The organism is Bradyrhizobium sp. ISRA464 (genome assembly GCF_029910095.1).
In the GTDB taxonomy this organism is placed as follows: Bacteria; Pseudomonadota; Alphaproteobacteria; order Rhizobiales; family Xanthobacteraceae; genus Bradyrhizobium.
The window spans coordinates 414,297-430,113 of record NZ_CP094526.1; the positions used below are offsets into that span (position 1 = coordinate 414,297).

12 protein-coding genes are annotated in these 15,817 nt (G+C 64.3%); 9 read left to right on the forward strand and 3 right to left on the reverse strand.

What is annotated here, in order from left to right; all coding sequences use genetic code 11:
* The first annotated feature begins 136 nt into the window (after positions 1-136).
* The 5 genes from MTX19_RS01995 (at position 137) to MTX19_RS02015 (ending at position 7,373) form a co-directional block, all read left to right on the forward strand.
* Positions 137-3,097, forward strand: coding sequence for a 2-oxoglutarate dehydrogenase E1 component (locus MTX19_RS01995; protein WP_280982226.1), 2,961 nt, complete (start codon positions 137-139; stop codon positions 3,095-3,097).
* Between the two features lie 153 nt (positions 3,098-3,250).
* Positions 3,251-4,495 carry a 2-oxoglutarate dehydrogenase complex dihydrolipoyllysine-residue succinyltransferase gene (gene odhB, locus MTX19_RS02000; protein WP_280982227.1) on the forward strand — a complete coding sequence of 415 codons (1,245 nt, stop codon included), beginning with the start codon at positions 3,251-3,253 and terminating at the stop codon, positions 4,493-4,495.
* A gap of 76 nt (positions 4,496-4,571) precedes the next feature.
* Positions 4,572-5,318: an SDR family oxidoreductase gene (locus MTX19_RS02005; RefSeq protein WP_280982228.1), complete on the forward strand. Its 747-nt coding sequence runs from the start codon at positions 4,572-4,574 to the stop codon at positions 5,316-5,318.
* Positions 5,319-5,404: 86 nt separating this feature from the next.
* The gene (gene lpdA, locus MTX19_RS02010; protein WP_280982229.1) at positions 5,405-6,805 is read left to right on the forward strand and encodes a dihydrolipoyl dehydrogenase; all 1,401 of its coding nucleotides are present in this window, start codon (positions 5,405-5,407) and stop codon (positions 6,803-6,805) included.
* Between the two features lie 37 nt (positions 6,806-6,842).
* Positions 6,843-7,373, forward strand: a complete 531-nt coding sequence (locus MTX19_RS02015) for a hypothetical protein (protein WP_280982230.1) — start codon at positions 6,843-6,845, stop codon at positions 7,371-7,373.
* A gap of 66 nt (positions 7,374-7,439) precedes the next feature.
* On the opposite strand, the gene MTX19_RS02020 is transcribed toward MTX19_RS02015, so the two are convergent.
* Both MTX19_RS02020 and MTX19_RS02025 read right to left on the reverse strand, forming a co-directional pair.
* Positions 7,440-8,030 (reverse strand): DUF4337 domain-containing protein, encoded by a 591-nt coding sequence (locus MTX19_RS02020; RefSeq protein WP_280982231.1) that lies wholly within the window; start codon positions 8,028-8,030, stop codon positions 7,440-7,442.
* A gap of 149 nt (positions 8,031-8,179) precedes the next feature.
* Positions 8,180-9,166, reverse strand: a complete 987-nt coding sequence (locus tag MTX19_RS02025; RefSeq protein WP_280982232.1) for a tyrosine recombinase XerC — start codon at positions 9,164-9,166, stop codon at positions 8,180-8,182.
* 110 nt (positions 9,167-9,276) lie between these two features.
* Here MTX19_RS02025 and MTX19_RS02030 point away from each other — a divergent pair, with 110 nt between their 5' ends.
* On the forward strand, positions 9,277-11,487 hold the full coding sequence (locus MTX19_RS02030; RefSeq protein WP_280985814.1) for a primosomal protein N': 2,211 nt from the start codon (positions 9,277-9,279) through the stop codon (positions 11,485-11,487).
* Positions 11,488-11,607: 120 nt separating this feature from the next.
* Here the strand turns inward: MTX19_RS02030 and MTX19_RS02035 are convergent, their stop codons facing one another.
* Positions 11,608-12,102, reverse strand: coding sequence for a septal ring lytic transglycosylase RlpA family protein (locus MTX19_RS02035; RefSeq protein ID WP_280982234.1), 495 nt, complete (start codon positions 12,100-12,102; stop codon positions 11,608-11,610).
* A gap of 634 nt (positions 12,103-12,736) precedes the next feature.
* Here MTX19_RS02035 and MTX19_RS02040 point away from each other — a divergent pair.
* The 3 genes from MTX19_RS02040 to MTX19_RS02050 all read left to right on the forward strand — a co-directional run bounded on the left by MTX19_RS02040 (position 12,737) and on the right by MTX19_RS02050 (position 15,796).
* A complete protein-coding gene (locus tag MTX19_RS02040; RefSeq protein WP_280982235.1) occupies positions 12,737-13,297 on the forward strand; it encodes a F0F1 ATP synthase subunit delta in 561 nt (186 codons plus the stop codon).
* Entirely contained in the window at positions 13,297-14,826 is a 1,530-nt protein-coding gene (gene atpA / locus MTX19_RS02045; protein WP_280974999.1) for a F0F1 ATP synthase subunit alpha, read from the forward strand. Before MTX19_RS02040 ends, atpA begins: the two co-directional genes overlap by 1 nt.
* A 91-nt stretch (positions 14,827-14,917) precedes the next feature.
* Positions 14,918-15,796, forward strand: a complete 879-nt coding sequence (locus MTX19_RS02050; protein WP_280982236.1) for a F0F1 ATP synthase subunit gamma — start codon at positions 14,918-14,920, stop codon at positions 15,794-15,796.
* Positions 15,797-15,817: the final 21 nt, after the last annotated feature.

The window sequence follows — 15,817 nt, forward strand, 5'->3', positions numbered from 1 at the left end:
TCATTTCTTAGTTCTTTTAGGCAGGAATATCCAACCTAGATAGGGTAAAGGGTATCCCAACCAGCCGGCCCCTCTTCCAGACCGGCACTTGCGCCGTCTTTGACGCGCGAACCGAAAAAATCACCAGGACTGCCTCATGTCTCGCCAGGACGCGAACGCCGCTTTTGCCCTTTCATCGTTTTTGCAGGGCACCAACGCCGCCTACATCGATGACCTCTATGCCCGCTACGACCAGGATCCAGGATCGGTCGATGCCGAGTGGCAGGAATTCTTCAAGAGCCTGAGGGACGTCCCTGCCGACGTCCAGAAGAACGCCGACGGCGCTTCCTGGGGCCGCGACAATTGGCCGGTGACGCCGCGTGACGAGCTGACCTCAGCGCTCGACGGTAACTGGGCGGAGGTCGAGAAGGCGGTCGGCGCCAAGCTCGCCGCCAAGGCCCAGGCCAAGGGCGCCGAGCTCTCGGACGCGGAGGTCCTTCAGGCGACCCGCGATTCCGTCCGCGCGTTGATGCTGATTCGCGCCTATCGCATGCGCGGCCATTTCCACGCCAAGCTCGATCCGCTCGGCATCGAGGCGCCGCGCGATCGCGAGGAACTCGATCCGCGCTCCTACGGCTTCACCGAGGCCGACTTCGATCGCAAGATCTTCCTCGATCACGTGCTCGGCCTCGAATACGGCACGCTGCGCGAGATCGTTCAGATCTGCGAGCGTACCTACTGCCAGACGCTCGGCGTCGAATTCATGCACATCTCCAATGCCGCGCAGAAGGCGTGGATCCAGGAGCGCATCGAGGGGCCGGACAAGGAGATCAGCTTTACCCCCGAAGGGCGCCGCGCCATCCTCAACAAGCTGATCGAGGCGGAGGGTTTTGAGAAGTTCTGCGACCTCAAGTTCACCGGCACCAAGCGCTTCGGCCTCGACGGCGGTGAATCCCTGATCCCTGCGCTCGAGCAGATCATCAAGCGCGGCGGCAATCTCGGCGTGAAGGAGATCGTGGTCGGCATGCCGCATCGCGGTCGCCTCAATGTGCTGACCCAGGTGATGGGCAAGCCGCACCGCGCGCTGTTCCATGAATTCAAGGGCGGCTCGGCCAATCCGGACTCGGTCGAAGGCTCGGGCGACGTCAAGTATCACCTCGGCGCCTCCTCGGACCGCGAGTTCGACGGCAACAACATCCACCTGTCGCTGACCGCAAACCCGTCGCATCTCGAGATCGTCGATCCCGTGGTGATGGGCAAGGTTCGCGCCAAGCAGGACCAGCACGGCGATCCACCCGACATGCGCATCTCCGTCCTGCCGCTCTTGATGCATGGCGACGCGGCGTTCGCGGGTCAGGGCGTCGTGGCGGAATGCTTCAGCCTCTCCGACCTGAAGGGCTACCGCACCGGCGGATCGCTGCACTTCATCGTCAACAACCAGATCGGCTTCACCACCTATCCGCGCTATTCGCGCTCGTCGCCGTATCCGTCCGACGTCGCGAAGATGATCGACGCGCCGATCTTCCATGTGAACGGCGACGATCCGGAAGCGGTGGTGTTCGCGGCCAAGGTCGCGATCGAGTTCCGGCAGAAATTCCACAAGCCGGTCGTCATCGACATGTTCTGCTACCGCCGCCACGGCCATAACGAGGGCGACGAGCCGGCGTTCACCCAGCCGGTGATGTACAAGCGCATCGCCTCGCATCCGAGCACCCTTGAGATCTATGCCAAGCGGCTGGTCGCCGATGGCGTGCTCACCGAGGGCGAGGTCGATAAGGCCAAGGCCGATTGGCGCGCACGGCTCGATGCCGAATTCGAGGCCGGCGCCGGCTACAAGCCGAACAAGGCCGACTGGCTCGACGGCAAGTGGGCGGGCTTCAAGATCGCCGACCAGGAAGAGGACGCCCGCCGTGGCGTCACCGGCGTCGACGTTGCTGTTCTGAAGGACATCGGCCGCAAGATCACCAAGGTGCCGGACGGTTTCCGGGTTCACCGCACCATCCAGCGCTTCCTCGACAATCGCGCCAAGGCGATCGACAGCGGGGTCGGCATCGACTGGGCGACCGGCGAGGCGCTGGCGTTCTGCTCGCTGCTCCAGGAAGGCCATCACGTGCGCCTGTCCGGCCAGGACTCCGAGCGCGGCACCTTCTCGCAGCGTCACTCGGTCCTGATTGATCAGGAAGACGAGAGCCGCTACACGCCGTTCAATCACCTCGGCGGCGACGACACCGGCCATTACGAAGTCATCAACTCGCTGCTCTCGGAAGAGGCGGTGCTCGGCTTCGAGTACGGCTATTCGCTGGCCGAGCCGAATGCGCTCGCGATCTGGGAGGCGCAGTTCGGCGACTTCGCCAACGGCGCGCAGGTCGTGTTCGACCAGTTCATCTCATCCGGCGAACGCAAATGGCTGCGCATGTCCGGCCTGGTCTGCCTGCTGCCGCATGGCTACGAAGGGCAGGGGCCGGAGCACTCCTCCGCTCGCCTCGAGCGCTATTTGCAGATGTGCGCCGAGGACAACATGCAGGTGGTCTATCCGACCACGCCGGCGAACTACTTCCATGTGCTGCGGCGCCAGCTGCATCGCGAGATCCGCAAGCCGCTGATCCTGATGACGCCGAAGTCGCTGCTGCGTCACAAGCGCGCCGTGTCGCGGCTCGACGAGCTCGGCAAGAACGCCACCTTCCATCGCATTCTGTACGATGACGCGCAGATGCTGCCGGACGAGAAGATCAAGCTGAAGTCGGACGACAAGATCCGTCGCGTCGTGCTGTGCTCCGGCAAGGTCTATTACGATCTCTACGAGGAGCGCGAGAAGCGCGGCATCGACGACATCTACCTGATGCGTATCGAGCAGCTCTATCCGGTGCCGCTGAAGGCGCTGGTGCAGGAGCTCGGCCGCTTCAAGAACGCCGAAATGGTCTGGTGCCAGGAAGAGCCCCGCAATATGGGTTCGTGGCACTTCATCGAGCCCTATCTCGAATGGGTGCTGAACCAGATCAACGCGACGAACAAGCGTCCGCGCTACGCCGGCCGTCCGGCATCGGCGGCGACCGCGACCGGGTTGATGTCGAAGCACCTGGCCCAGCTCAAGGCGCTGCTCGACGACGCACTGAACTGACGAGCTTCACTCCAGCCATGCCCCGCGAAAGCGGGGCATTCGGTACTCCGCGTATCCGGCAGAAGCACTGTCGTCACGGAGCCCCGGACCGTCCGCCCTGGCGCACGGTGGCCGCACAAGTCTTATGACCGCAGGGTTATCGAGGAAAAGACCATGACTGAAATTCGCGTTCCAACGCTCGGCGAATCCGTGACCGAGGCCACCATCGGCCGCTGGTTCAAGAAGGCGGGCGATGCCGTCGCGGTGGACGAGCCGCTCGTGGAGCTGGAGACCGACAAGGTTACGATCGAGGTTCCGGCGCCGTCGGCGGGAACGCTTGGCGAGATCATCGCCAAGGACGGCGAAACGGTCGCCGTCGGCGCATTGCTCGGCCAGATCAATGACGGCGCGGCCCCGGCCAAGCCTGCTGCGGCCGCCGCACCCGCCAAGGCGGCGGCTCCAGCCGCGCCGACCGCCGCCCCGGCTCCTGCCGCTGCGCCGAAGGCGCCGCCGGCGGATGCGCCGCTTGCGCCCTCCGTTCGCAAGCTCTCGGCCGAGAGCGGTATCGACGCCTCCACCGTTCCCGGTTCGGGCAAGGACGGCCGCGTGACCAAGGGCGACATGCTGGCTGCGATCGAAAAGGCGGCCTCCGCGCCCACCCCGGTCTATCAGCCGGCTGCCGCCGTGCAGGTGCGCGCTCCGTCGCCGGCCGACGATGCCGCGCGCGAGGAGCGCGTGAAGATGACGCGGCTGCGCCAGACCATCGCGCGCCGTCTCAAGGACGTGCAGAACACTGCCGCGATGCTCACGACCTTCAACGAGGTCGACATGACCAACGTCATGGTGCTGCGCGCGCACTACAAGGACGCGTTCGAGAAGAAGCACGGCGCCAAGCTCGGCTTCATGGGCTTCTTCACCAAGGCCGTCGTGCAGGCCCTGAAGGATATTCCGGCCGTCAACGCCGAGATCGACGGCAGCGACCTGATCTACAAGAACTACTATCACATCGGCGTCGCGGTCGGCACCGACCGCGGCCTGGTGGTGCCAGTCGTGCGCGACTGCGACCACAAGTCGATCGCCGAGATCGAGAAGGGAATCGCCGACTACGGCCGCCGCGCCCGCGATGGCCAGCTCAAGATCGATGAGATGCAGGGCGGCACCTTCACCATCACCAATGGCGGCATCTACGGCTCGCTGATGTCGACGCCGATCCTCAACGCGCCGCAGTCCGGCATTCTCGGCATGCACAAGATCCAGGAGCGGCCGATGGTGGTCGGCGGCAAGATCGAGGCACGCCCGATGATGTACCTGGCGCTGTCCTACGATCACCGCGTCATCGACGGCAAGGAAGCGGTCACCTTCCTGGTGCGCGTCAAGGAGAGCCTGGAGGATCCGGCCCGCCTGGTGCTGGATCTCTGAGGTCAGGACGCACGCGATGCCCGATCGCTTCGGGCATCGCGATTGGATCTTCACTCACACACGCTTGGAGGTTGACGTGATGGACAAGGTCGTTGTCATCACTGGCGGCAGCCGCGGCATCGGCCGCGCCGCCGCGCTCGCGGCGGCTGCGCGCGGCTATCGCGTCGTCGTTGGCTACGCTTCCAACCAGACGGCGGCCAACGAGGTCGTTGCCGCGATCGAGGCGAAGAACGGCAAGGCGATCGCGGTGAAGTGCGACGTCGGCAGCGAGCAGGACATCCTGGCGCTGTTCAAGGCCGCTGACGGGTTCGGGACGCTCGGCGCGCTGGTCAACAATGCCGGTATCGTCGGCCCGTCGATTCGCGTCGAGGACATGACCGCCGAGCGCATCGCGCGCATGATGGCGGTGAACGTCACCGGCAGCATCCTGTGCGCCCGTGAGGCCGTGAAGCGGATGTCGACCAAGAGGGGCGGCAAGGGCGGTGTGATCGTTAACCTGTCCTCGGTCGCAGCCAAGCTCGGCTCGGCCAACACCTATGTCGACTACGCAGCGTCCAAGGGTGCGATCGATACCTTTACCATCGGCCTCGGTCATGAGGTCGCCGATGAAGGCATTCGCGTTGCGGGCATTCGCCCCGGTCTGATCGATACCGAAATCCATGCCTCGGGCGGCGAGCCCGACCGCGCGCATCGGCTTGCGCCCATGGTGCCGATGAAGCGCGTCGGTACATCAGAGGAAATCGCCAATGCCATCGTTTGGCTGATCTCGGACGAGGCGTCCTATGTCACGAGCGCGACCCTCGACGTGTCGGGCGGTCGCTAGAGCATGATCCGGACAAGCAGGAACCCCCTCTCCGAAAAAGTCGTGCTCCACTAACTGTCACAGAGTTTAGCTACAGGACTTCCATCATGGCTTCTTACGATCTCGTCGTCATCGGCACCGGACCCGGCGGTTACGTCTGCGCGATACGCGCAGCGCAACTCGGCATGAAGGTGGCCGTCGTCGAGAAGAATGCGACGCTCGGCGGCACCTGCCTCAACGTCGGCTGCATGCCCTCGAAGGCGCTGCTGCATGCCTCCGAGATGTTCGAGGAAGCCGCCCACTCCTTCGCCAAGATGGGCGTCAGCGTCTCGGCGCCAAAGCTCGATCTTCCTTCGATGATGAACTTCAAGCAGCAAGGCATCGACGGCAACGTCAAGGGCGTCGAGTTCCTGATGAAGAAGAACAAGATCGACGTGCTCAAGGGCACCGGCAAGATCCTCAGTGCCGGCAAGGTCGAGGTCTCCGGCGACGGCAAGACCGAAGTCGTCGAGACCAAGAACATCGTGATTGCCACCGGGTCTGACATCGCGCGGCTGAAGGGAATCGATATCGACGAGAAGCGCATCGTGTCGTCGACCGGCGCCCTGTCGCTGGAGAAGGTGCCGGAGAAATTGCTGATCATCGGCGCCGGCGTGATCGGGCTCGAACTCGGCTCGGTCTGGCGCCGCCTCGGCGCGGATGTCATGGTCGTGGAATTCCTCGACCGCATCCTGCCCGGCATGGATGGCGAAGTGGCAAAGCAATTCCAGCGCATGCTGGAGAAGCAGGGCTTCGTCTTCAAGCTCGGCGCCAAGGTCACCTCGGTCGATACCTCGGGCAAGACATTGTCGGTGAAGGTCGAGCCGGCCGCGGGCGGCGCGGTTGAAGCGCTCGAAGCCGATGTGGTGCTGGTGTGCATCGGCCGCGTGCCCTACACCGAAGGCCTCGGGCTGAAGGAAGCCGGTATTGCGCTCGACAATCGCGGCCGTGTCGAGATCGATTCGCACTTCTCGACCAATGTGAAGGGCATCTATGCGATCGGTGACGTCGTTGCCGGACCGATGCTGGCGCACAAGGCGGAAGATGAAGGCGTTGCCTGCGCGGAGATCATCGCGGGTCAGGCTGGCCACGTGAATTACGACGTCATTCCAGGCGTTGTGTATACCACGCCGGAGGTGTCGTCGGTCGGCAAGACCGAGGAAGACCTCAAGCAGGCAGGTATCGGTTATACCGTCGGCAAGTTTCCATTTACCGCCAACGGCCGCTCCAAGGTGAACCAGACCACGGACGGCTTCGTGAAGGTTCTCGCAGACGCGAAGACCGATCGGGTGCTTGGCGTGCACATTGTCGGCCGCGAAGCCGGTGAAATGATCCATGAAGCCTGCGTGCTGATGGAATTTGGCGGATCGGCGGAGGATTTGGCGCGCACATGCCACGCCCATCCGACCCGCTCGGAAGCCATCAAGGAAGCCTCGCTTGCGGTGGGCAAACGCGCCATCCATATGTGATCGATGTCCGGCGCCGGCCGGGGTCGAGATCATCTAGATGTTGCGTCGCCTATTACAGCCGTTCTGGGTCCTGCTTGCGATCATTTTCCTGATCGAAGCATGGCTGTGGGACCACCTCGAGCCGATCGTGGCGCGCATGGTGGCAGCGATTCCGCTGAGCGCGTTCAAGCAATGGTTGGCCGAGCGGGTCGATTCGCTGTCGCCGGCGATGACGCTGATTGTGTTCATCGTCCCGGTCATCCCGCTGTTTCCGCTCAAGCTGGTCGGCCTGTGGCTGTTCACGCACGAATATTGGCTGGGCGCGATCTCGACCATTCTGTTCGCGAAATTCCTCAGCGTCGGCGTCACCGCCTTCATCTTCGACGTGACGCGGCCGAAGCTGATGGAGATGCCGTGGTTCGAGGCGCTCTATCATTTCGTGATGGCGATGCGCGCCAAGGCCACCGCCATCGTCGAGCCGATCAAGCAGCGTATCCGCGAGGTCCTGCGCGGCAATGGTGACGGATGGACGGCGCGCACGCTCCGTCTGATCGCGCGCTTCCGCAAGAGCGTGCAACAGGCGCGCTAGACGTTCCGCGCAAGTTGCTCGACCGTCCTCCTCAGGGCGACGGTGAGAGAGCCGGGGCTCTGCGGTTCAATGCAGCGGCAGCAAATGCGGCTGGAAGATGCCGAGCGCGGTCATCACGATGCCGGCGAGCGTCACGAGGCCTGACACCCAGGCCAGCGCGATCATGCCCGTGATGATGGTCGCGGACGCCAGCACGATCGCGATCTGGAAGGCGGCGGAGGCAAGTTCGAAGTGATGATACTTCGCCGTCGCCTCGTCGCGCTCATGCTCGGCGTGCTTGGCGCGCTCGGCCAGCTGCTCGGTGCCTTCGCCGGTTTCCGGCTCCGAGCGATAACGCGCGGCGGTCTTCTGCCATTCGTCGATCTGCTTCTGCAGCGTTGCCTTGGTGGCGTCGTCGGCCGTGCCGCCGAGGCTCAGCTTGCCCTGCTCGGCCGCGGTCTGCAAGGTGGTGCGGCGAATGCTCTTGGCCTGGAAGAAGGCCCAGAGGTTGGAGGCCTCGACATTCTTGCTGATCGTTTCGGTCTGTGCGCCCTTGCCGAGCGTTTCCGAGAGGGCCAGGCACAATGCGATCACGGCGATCAGAAGTGCGATCTTCTTGTTCTCGCTGGACGCATGCTCGACATGCTCCGCGTGCTCCATACTTTCATGTGCGCTCATGATTCCCCCTCCGGGTGAGACCGGTACACGATTGCCGAATGCGGCCCGCAACGCAAGGGGCGCGCCGTTTGTGGCGGGCGTATGAATTTGAACGGCGTCGGTGGGGTGACCGAAACAGTCTGCGTCACATTTGAAGGCAGCCCGCCGCCTCACCCGCGCGGATGCGCCGAGCGATACACTTCGAGCAGGCGTTCGCTGTCGATGCCGGTGTAGATCTGCGTGGTCGATAGCGAGGCGTGGCCGAGCAATTCCTGGATCGCGCGCAGGTCGCCGCCGCGGCTGAGCAGATGCGTGGCAAAGGAGTGCCGCAGCGCGTGTGGCGTTGCGCTGTCGGGCAGGCCGAGCGCGCCACGCAGCCGCTCCATCGTAAGTTGGATGATGCGCGGGCTTAGGGGGCCGCCGCGCGCGCCGACGAACATCGGCCCGGTCGGATTGAGCTGATGCGGGCAGATCGCCGCGTAGTCCGCGATCAGCTGCAGCACGTTCTGCAACACCGGCACCATGCGGGTCTTGTTGCCCTTGCCGGTGACGATGAGCACGTCGCCTTCGCCCGGCTTCGGCACGTCGCGGCGTTTCAGTCCGAGTGCCTCCGAGATGCGCAGGCCCGAACCATAGAGCAGCGCCATGACCGCCGCGTCACGGACGAGGATCCAGGTCTCGCGGGCTTCGCCGGCGCGCTCATCGGCGTCGGCGAAACGTTTTGCCGCTTCGATGTGGATCGGTTTCGGCAGGCTTTTTGCGATCTTCGGCGCACGAATGGCCGAGAGCGCGCCGACCTTGCCTTTGCCCTCGCGTTCCAGGAAGCGCCCGAACGAGCGCAAGCCCGCCAACGCCCGCATCAGCGATCGCCCGCCGATCTCGTCGGCGCGCCGCATCGCCATGAAGGCGCGGACATCGCTGGCCTCCAGGGCGGCGAAACCCGCGAGCGTCACCTGCGCGCCCCAATGCCCGGCCAGGAAGGCCAGGCATTGCCGCACATCGCGGGCATAGGCCTCGAGCGTCTTCGGCGACAGCCGCCGCTCGGCGCGCAGATGCGACAGCCAGCGCGTCATCTCCTGCGTGACGCTTGCGTCGGCGCAGTCGAGCTCGAGCGGCTGGGTCACCGGCTCCGTGCTTGCCTGGTTTGTTTTGGTCATGACGCTATTGGCGTTGCGATTCCCTTGATTATATCGCACCGGTTTCGTTTACCGTTCGCTAACTGGCTGGGGCGGCGCTAGCCTGCCGCGGCTCAAAGATCGATTCTCGGATGGACCACGCGACGCGCAGCAGTACGACTTCGACATCGACGACGCGCGTCGTCGACGTGCTGGTGCCTGTCGCGCTGAATCAGACCTATTCCTACCGGATTCCGCGCGGTATGGCGCTGGCGCCGGGCGATGTCGTCTGCGTTCCGCTGGGGCCGCGCGAGGTCGTCGCGGTCGTGTGGGCCGAGAACGCGAATCCCGATCCGCGGCTGCACAATCGGCTCAAGGACGTCAGCGAGAAGCTCGACATCCCGCCGCTGAAAGCGGAACTGCGCCAGCTCGTCGATTGGGTGTCCAACTACACATTGTCGGCCCGCGGCATGGTGCTGCGGATGACGCTGCGCATGGGCGAGAATCTCGGGCCCGAACGCACCCGTCTCGGCGTGCGCCTGGTCGGCGAGGCGCCACGGCGCCTGACGCCGGCGCGCCGGCGGGTGATCGAGGTGCTGTCGGACGGCCTGCTGCATGGCAAGTCGGAGGCGGCGCGGGAGGCCGGCGTCAGTTCGGGCGTAATCGACGGCCTGGTCGACGAGGGCACGCTGACGGTCGAGGCGATGCCGCCGCCGCAGGCGCCGCCGCCTCCGGACCCATCCTACGCGCAGCCTGATTTCTCGCGCGAGCAGCGCAGCGCTGTCGACGTGATGCGGACGCTCGCCGCAAGCGGCAGCTTTCATGTCGCGCTGCTCGACGGCGTCACCGGCTCCGGCAAGACCGAAGTCTATTTCGAGGCGATCGCCGAAAACATCCGCCGCGGCAAGCAGTCGCTGATCCTGATGCCCGAAATCGCGCTGACCGGCCAGTTCCTCGACCGCTTCGCGCAGCGCTTCGGGGTGCGGCCGCTCGAATGGCATTCGGAGCTGACGCCGCGCACGCGCGCGCGGAATTGGGCGGCGATCTCGGAGGGCAAGGCGCCGGTCGTGGTCGGCGCGCGTTCGGCGCTGTTCCTGCCCTATGCCGATCTCGGCCTCATCGTCGTCGATGAAGAGCACGACCAGGCCTACAAGCAGGACGACGGCGCGCATTATCACGCCCGCGACATGGCGGTGGTGCGTGCGCATATCGCCAGGATCCCGATCGTGCTGGCCTCCGCCACGCCGTCGGTCGAGAGCGAGGTCAATGCGCGCAAGGGGCGCTACCAGCGCGTGGCGCTGCCGTCGCGGTTCGGCGGCCAGCACATGCCGCATATCGAGGCGATCGACATGCGGCGCGCGCCGCCGCCGCGCGGCCGCTTCATCTCGCCACCGCTCGCCGAGCAGATCCGCCATGCGATCGAGCGGCGCGAGCAGGCGCTGCTGTTTCTCAATCGCCGCGGCTATGCGCCGCTGACACTGTGCCGCGCCTGCGGCCATCGCTTCGCCTGCACGATCTGCGATGCCTGGCTGGTCGATCATCGCTTCCGCCAGCGGCTGGTCTGCCATCACTGTGGCTTCTCGATGCCGCGGCCGAACATCTGTCCACACTGCGCGGCCGAGGAATCGCTGGTCGCCGTCGGTCCCGGCGTCGAACGGCTGCAGGAGGAGGCGGCGAGCATCTTCCCGGAGGCCCGCACCATGGTGCTGTCCAGCGATCTCATCACCTCGATCGAGACCATGCGCAGCGAGCTGAACGAGATCGCCGAGGGGCGCGTCGACATCATCATCGGCACCCAGCTCGTAGCGAAGGGGCACAATTTTCCGCGGCTCAATCTGGTTGGCGTCGTTGATGCCGATCTGGGCTTGAGCAACGGTGATCCACGCGCGGCCGAGCGCACGTTCCAGCTTTTGAACCAGGTGGTCGGCCGTGCCGGCCGCGAGCAGGGGCGCGGTGTCGGCTATCTGCAGACGCACCAGCCGGAGCATCCCGTCATCAAGGCCTTGATCGCGAACGACCGCGAGGCGTTCTATGCCAGCGAGATCGAGATCCGGGAACGCACCGGCTATCCGCCGTTCGGCCGGCTGGCGAGCCTGATCATCTCGGCCGGCGATCGTCCCACGGCAGAAGGCTTCGCCCGCAAGCTCGCCGCGGTCGCGCCGCTCGACGAGCGGATCCAGGTGCTCGGTCCCGCCGAGGCGCCGCTTGCGGTCATCAAGGGCCGCTATCGTTTTCGTCTGCTGGTGAAGTCGCTGCGCAATGTCGACCTGTCGCAGTATCTGCGCGAATGGCTGGCCGCGGGTCCCAAGACCAAGGGCAATCTGAAGCTCGAGGTCGACGTCGATCCGCAAAGCTTCCTGTGAAACGAAGAGCCTGCCGTCATTCGCGACGGCAGGCCTGATCGGCGCGGAACAAGATCCGCAACCGTTACGCTACGCAACGCTTACCGAACACTGTGAACGGAAGGTGGCGTGGTGGACGCCTCAGGAGATGACCTCGGCGGTGACGCGGCCGACGCCGGCACCAGTGAGGCCGATGGCGCGAGCTGCGCCGGTGGAGAGGTCGAGCACGCGGCCACGAACGAACGGGCCACGATCATTGATGGTGACGACGACGCTGCGGCCGCCATGGGTGACGCGGAGCTTGGTGCCGAACGGCAGCGAGCGGTGGGCCGCGGTCATGGCGTTCTGGTTGAAGCGCTGGCCGGAAGCGGTGCGGCTGCCGGACTCGTTGCCGTAGAAGGAGGCCATTCCCGAGAACATGCGGCCGCCGGTCGGCTGGGCAATCGATGCGTTGGCGTCGCGCCAGGCGGAGGTTTCGGCGCGGGCGTGGTGATGATGGTGATGGCGGTAATGATGATGCCTGGACTTCGCGGACGCCTCCGTGACGCTGCCCCCGACCAGGAGAGTGGCGGCGACAACAGCGAGCGCCGTGCGCGACTGGGTTACCCCACCCAGCGCCTTCTTCATATTTCGCATTGATTAAGACCCTCAGACAGTATTGCCACAAGCGTGGCAAGTGGAACCCCCATCCCTTCGTTGACCAGGGCCGTTTGGTTTCGCAATGAGGCACGAATTGGGCAGTAAATCCGGATTGTCTCCGGTTGAAATATCTTGTTACCGCTTTAGGGTATTCCAGCGAGGTTCCGTAATCTTGTTCTTTAACCAATTTTTAAAGAGTTAAATACTCACGAATACTGTTTAGCGGTGCTGAAGTAAGTTTTGAGTAAGTATTCGCCAAATGGAACACGCGCCGGTGATCGGTTCCGTGCGCAGCCGCGCATGGACCCATGCAAATTTTTGCTGGAACCAACTCAGGCTTGGCGAACCGTCGGTGGCCGGAGCGGCAAATTCCCGCGCGCAGAATTTCCTGATTCGGCTTGCGCGGACGGGGGCAGGCGCGTGTGCGACAAGGCAGCACCGGCCTATGCCGTCATGTTGCACCTGTGCGATTGCTATGTTAGCAAAGCCGCGATTTTAACGGTCCTGGCACGTCCCGTGTCGGTCGAAAATCGAAGTCCCGCTTGAATTCCAAGGGCTTGGATCGCTAGGCGCTGCTTTCGGTGGCGACGGTTTTTCCCTTGCGAGTTTGACAGCAAAAAAGAGCGAGCTCGTGGCTGCTGAAGATCCGTCCGTTTCGGGAGTGTCCGGTCGTTATGCAACGGCCTTGTTCGAGTTGGCGCGCGACGAAAAATCCGTTGATGAAGTGAGGGCCGATCTCGACAAGTTCGATGCTCTGCTCAACGAGAGTGCCGATCTCAAGCGGCTCGTGCGCAGCCCGGTGTTCTCGGCGGACGCGCAGTTGAAGGCGCTGACCGCAGTGCTCGACAAGGCCGGTATCTCGGGCACCTCCGCAAAATTCCTCAAAGTGCTCACCGCCAATCGCCGGCTGTTCGCCGTTGCCGATGTGATCCGCGCCTATCGCGCGCTGGTGGCGAAATACAAGGGCGAGGCGACTGCCGAAGTCACCGTCGCCGAGCAGCTCAGTGACAAGAATCTCGACGCGCTGAAGGCCGCACTGAAATCGGTGACGGGCAAGGACGTCGCGCTCAACGTGAAGGTCGATCCCTCCATTATCGGTGGCCTGGTGGTCAAGCTCGGTAGCCGCATGGTGGATGGTTCGCTTCGCACCAAACTCAATTCGATCAAGAACGCGATGAAAGAGGCAGGCTGATGGACATCCGCGCCGCGGAAATTTCCGCGATCCTCAAGGACCAGATCAAGAATTTCGGCCAGGAAGCCGAGGTTACCGAAGTCGGACAGGTGCTGTCGGTCGGTGACGGTATTGCCCGCGTCTACGGTCTCGACAATGTCCAGGCCGGTGAAATGGTCGAGTTCGAGAACGGCACCCGCGGCATGGCGCTCAACCTCGAAACCGACAACGTCGGTATCGTGATCTTCGGCGCCGACCGCGAGATCAAGGAAGGCCAGACCGTCAAGCGCACCCGCTCCATCGTGGACACGCCGGTCGGCAAGGGTCTGCTCGGCCGCGTCGTCGACGCGCTCGGCAACCCGATCGACGGCAAGGGGCCGATCCAGGCCACCGAGCGCAAGCGCGTCGATGTCAAGGCGCCCGGCATCATTCCGCGCAAGTCGGTGAACGAGCCGATGGCGACCGGCCTGAAGGCGATCGACGCGCTGATCCCGATCGGCCGCGGTCAGCGCGAGCTGATCATCGGCGACCGCCAGACCGGCAAGACCGCGATCGCGCTCGACACCATCCTGAACCAGAAGCCGCTCAACGCCCAGCCGGACGAGAACCTCAAGCTGTACTGCGTCTATGTCGCGGTCGGCCAGAAGCGCTCCACCGTCGCCCAGTTCGTGAAGGTGCTCGAGGAGCAGGGCGCGCTCGAATACTCGATCGTGGTCGCGGCCACGGCATCCGATCCGGCTCCGATGCAGTACATCGCGCCGTTCACCGGCTGCACCATGGGCGAATACTTCCGCGACAACGGCATGCACGCCGTGATCATCTATGACGACTTGTCGAAGCAGGCCGTCGCCTATCGCCAGATGTCGCTGCTGCTGCGCCGTCCGCCGGGCCGCGAAGCCTATCCGGGCGACGTGTTCTATCTGCACTCCCGCCTGCTCGAGCGCGCCGCCAAGCTCAACAAGGAGCATGGTTCGGGCTCGCTGACCGCGCTGCCGGTCATCGAAACCCAGGCCAACGACGTGTCGGCCTACATTCCGACCAACGTGATTTCGATCACCGACGGCCAGATCTTCCTGGAGACCGATCTGTTCTTCCAGGGTATCCGTCCCGCGGTGAACGTCGGTCTGTCGGTGTCGCGCGTCGGCTCGTCGGCGCAGACCAAGGCAACCAAGAAGGTCGCCGGCAAGATCAAGGGTGAGCTCGCGCAATACCGCGAAATGGCGGCGTTCGCGCAGTTCGGCTCAGACCTCGACGCCTCGACGCAGCGCCTGCTCAACCGCGGCTCGCGCCTGACCGAGCTGTTGAAGCAGCCGCAGTTCTCGCCGCTGAAGATGGAAGAGCAGGTCTGCGTGATCTGGGCCGGCACCAACGGCTATCTCGATCCGCTGCCGCTCAACAAGGTGAAGGCGTTCGAGGAAGGTCTGCTGTCGCTGTTGCGCGGCAAGAACGTCGAGATCCTCAACGCGATCCGCGACAGCCGCGACCTCTCCGACGACACCGCTGCCAAGCTGAAGTCGGCGGTCGAAGGCTTCGCCAAGACGTTTGCATAACAATGGGGCCGTCGCCCGGCTCGCCGCCGGGCGTGACGAACGGAGGCTTGCGATCTGACCCTGGCGGTCGGATCGCCGGGGTGAACGAAGAATGGCGTCACTGAAAGACATGCGGGTCCGCATCGCCTCGACCAAGGCGACGCAGAAGATCACCAAGGCCATGCAGATGGTCGCAGCCTCGAAGCTGCGCCGCGCGCAGAACGCCGCAGAAGCGGCGCGGCCCTATGCCGACAAGATGGACGCGGTGATTTCCAACATCGCCGCCGCAGCCAACGGTTCGCCGGGTGCGCCGACGTTGCTGGCCGGCACCGGCAAGGACCAAGTCCATCTCCTGCTGGTCTGCACCGGCGAGCGTGGCCTGTCGGGTGCGTTCAACTCGTCCATCGTACGCCTGGCGCGCGAGCGGGCGCAGTCGCTGATCGCGCAGGGCAAAGAGGTCAAGTTCTTCTGCGTCGGCCGCAAGGGCTATGAGCAGCTGCGCCGGACCTTCGAGCGGCAGATCGTCGAGCATCTCGACCTGCGCTCGGTGCGCCAGCTCGGTTTCGTCAATGCCGAGGACATCGCCAACAAGGTGCTGGCGCGGTTCGAGGCCGGTGAGTTCGATGTCTGCACGCTGTTCTACTCGCGCTTCAAGTCGGTGATCGCGCAGCTTCCGACCGCGCAGCAGATCATCCCGCTGGAGGTCAACGCGCCCGCGGCCAATGCGGCTCCCTCCACGTCCTACGAATACGAGCCGGAGGAGGACGAGATCCTCACCCGCCTGCTGCCGCGCAACCTCGCGGTGCAGATCTTCCGCGCATTGCTGGAGAATAACGCCTCGTTCTACGGCGCGCAGATGAGCGCGATGGACAACGCGACCCGCAACGCCGGCGAAATGATCCGCAAGCAAACCCTGATCTACAACCGGACCCGCCAGGCCATGATCACGAAGGAGCTGATTGAAATCATCTCCGGCGCCGAGGCGGTCTAAGGCAGATTTTCGAAGGAGAAC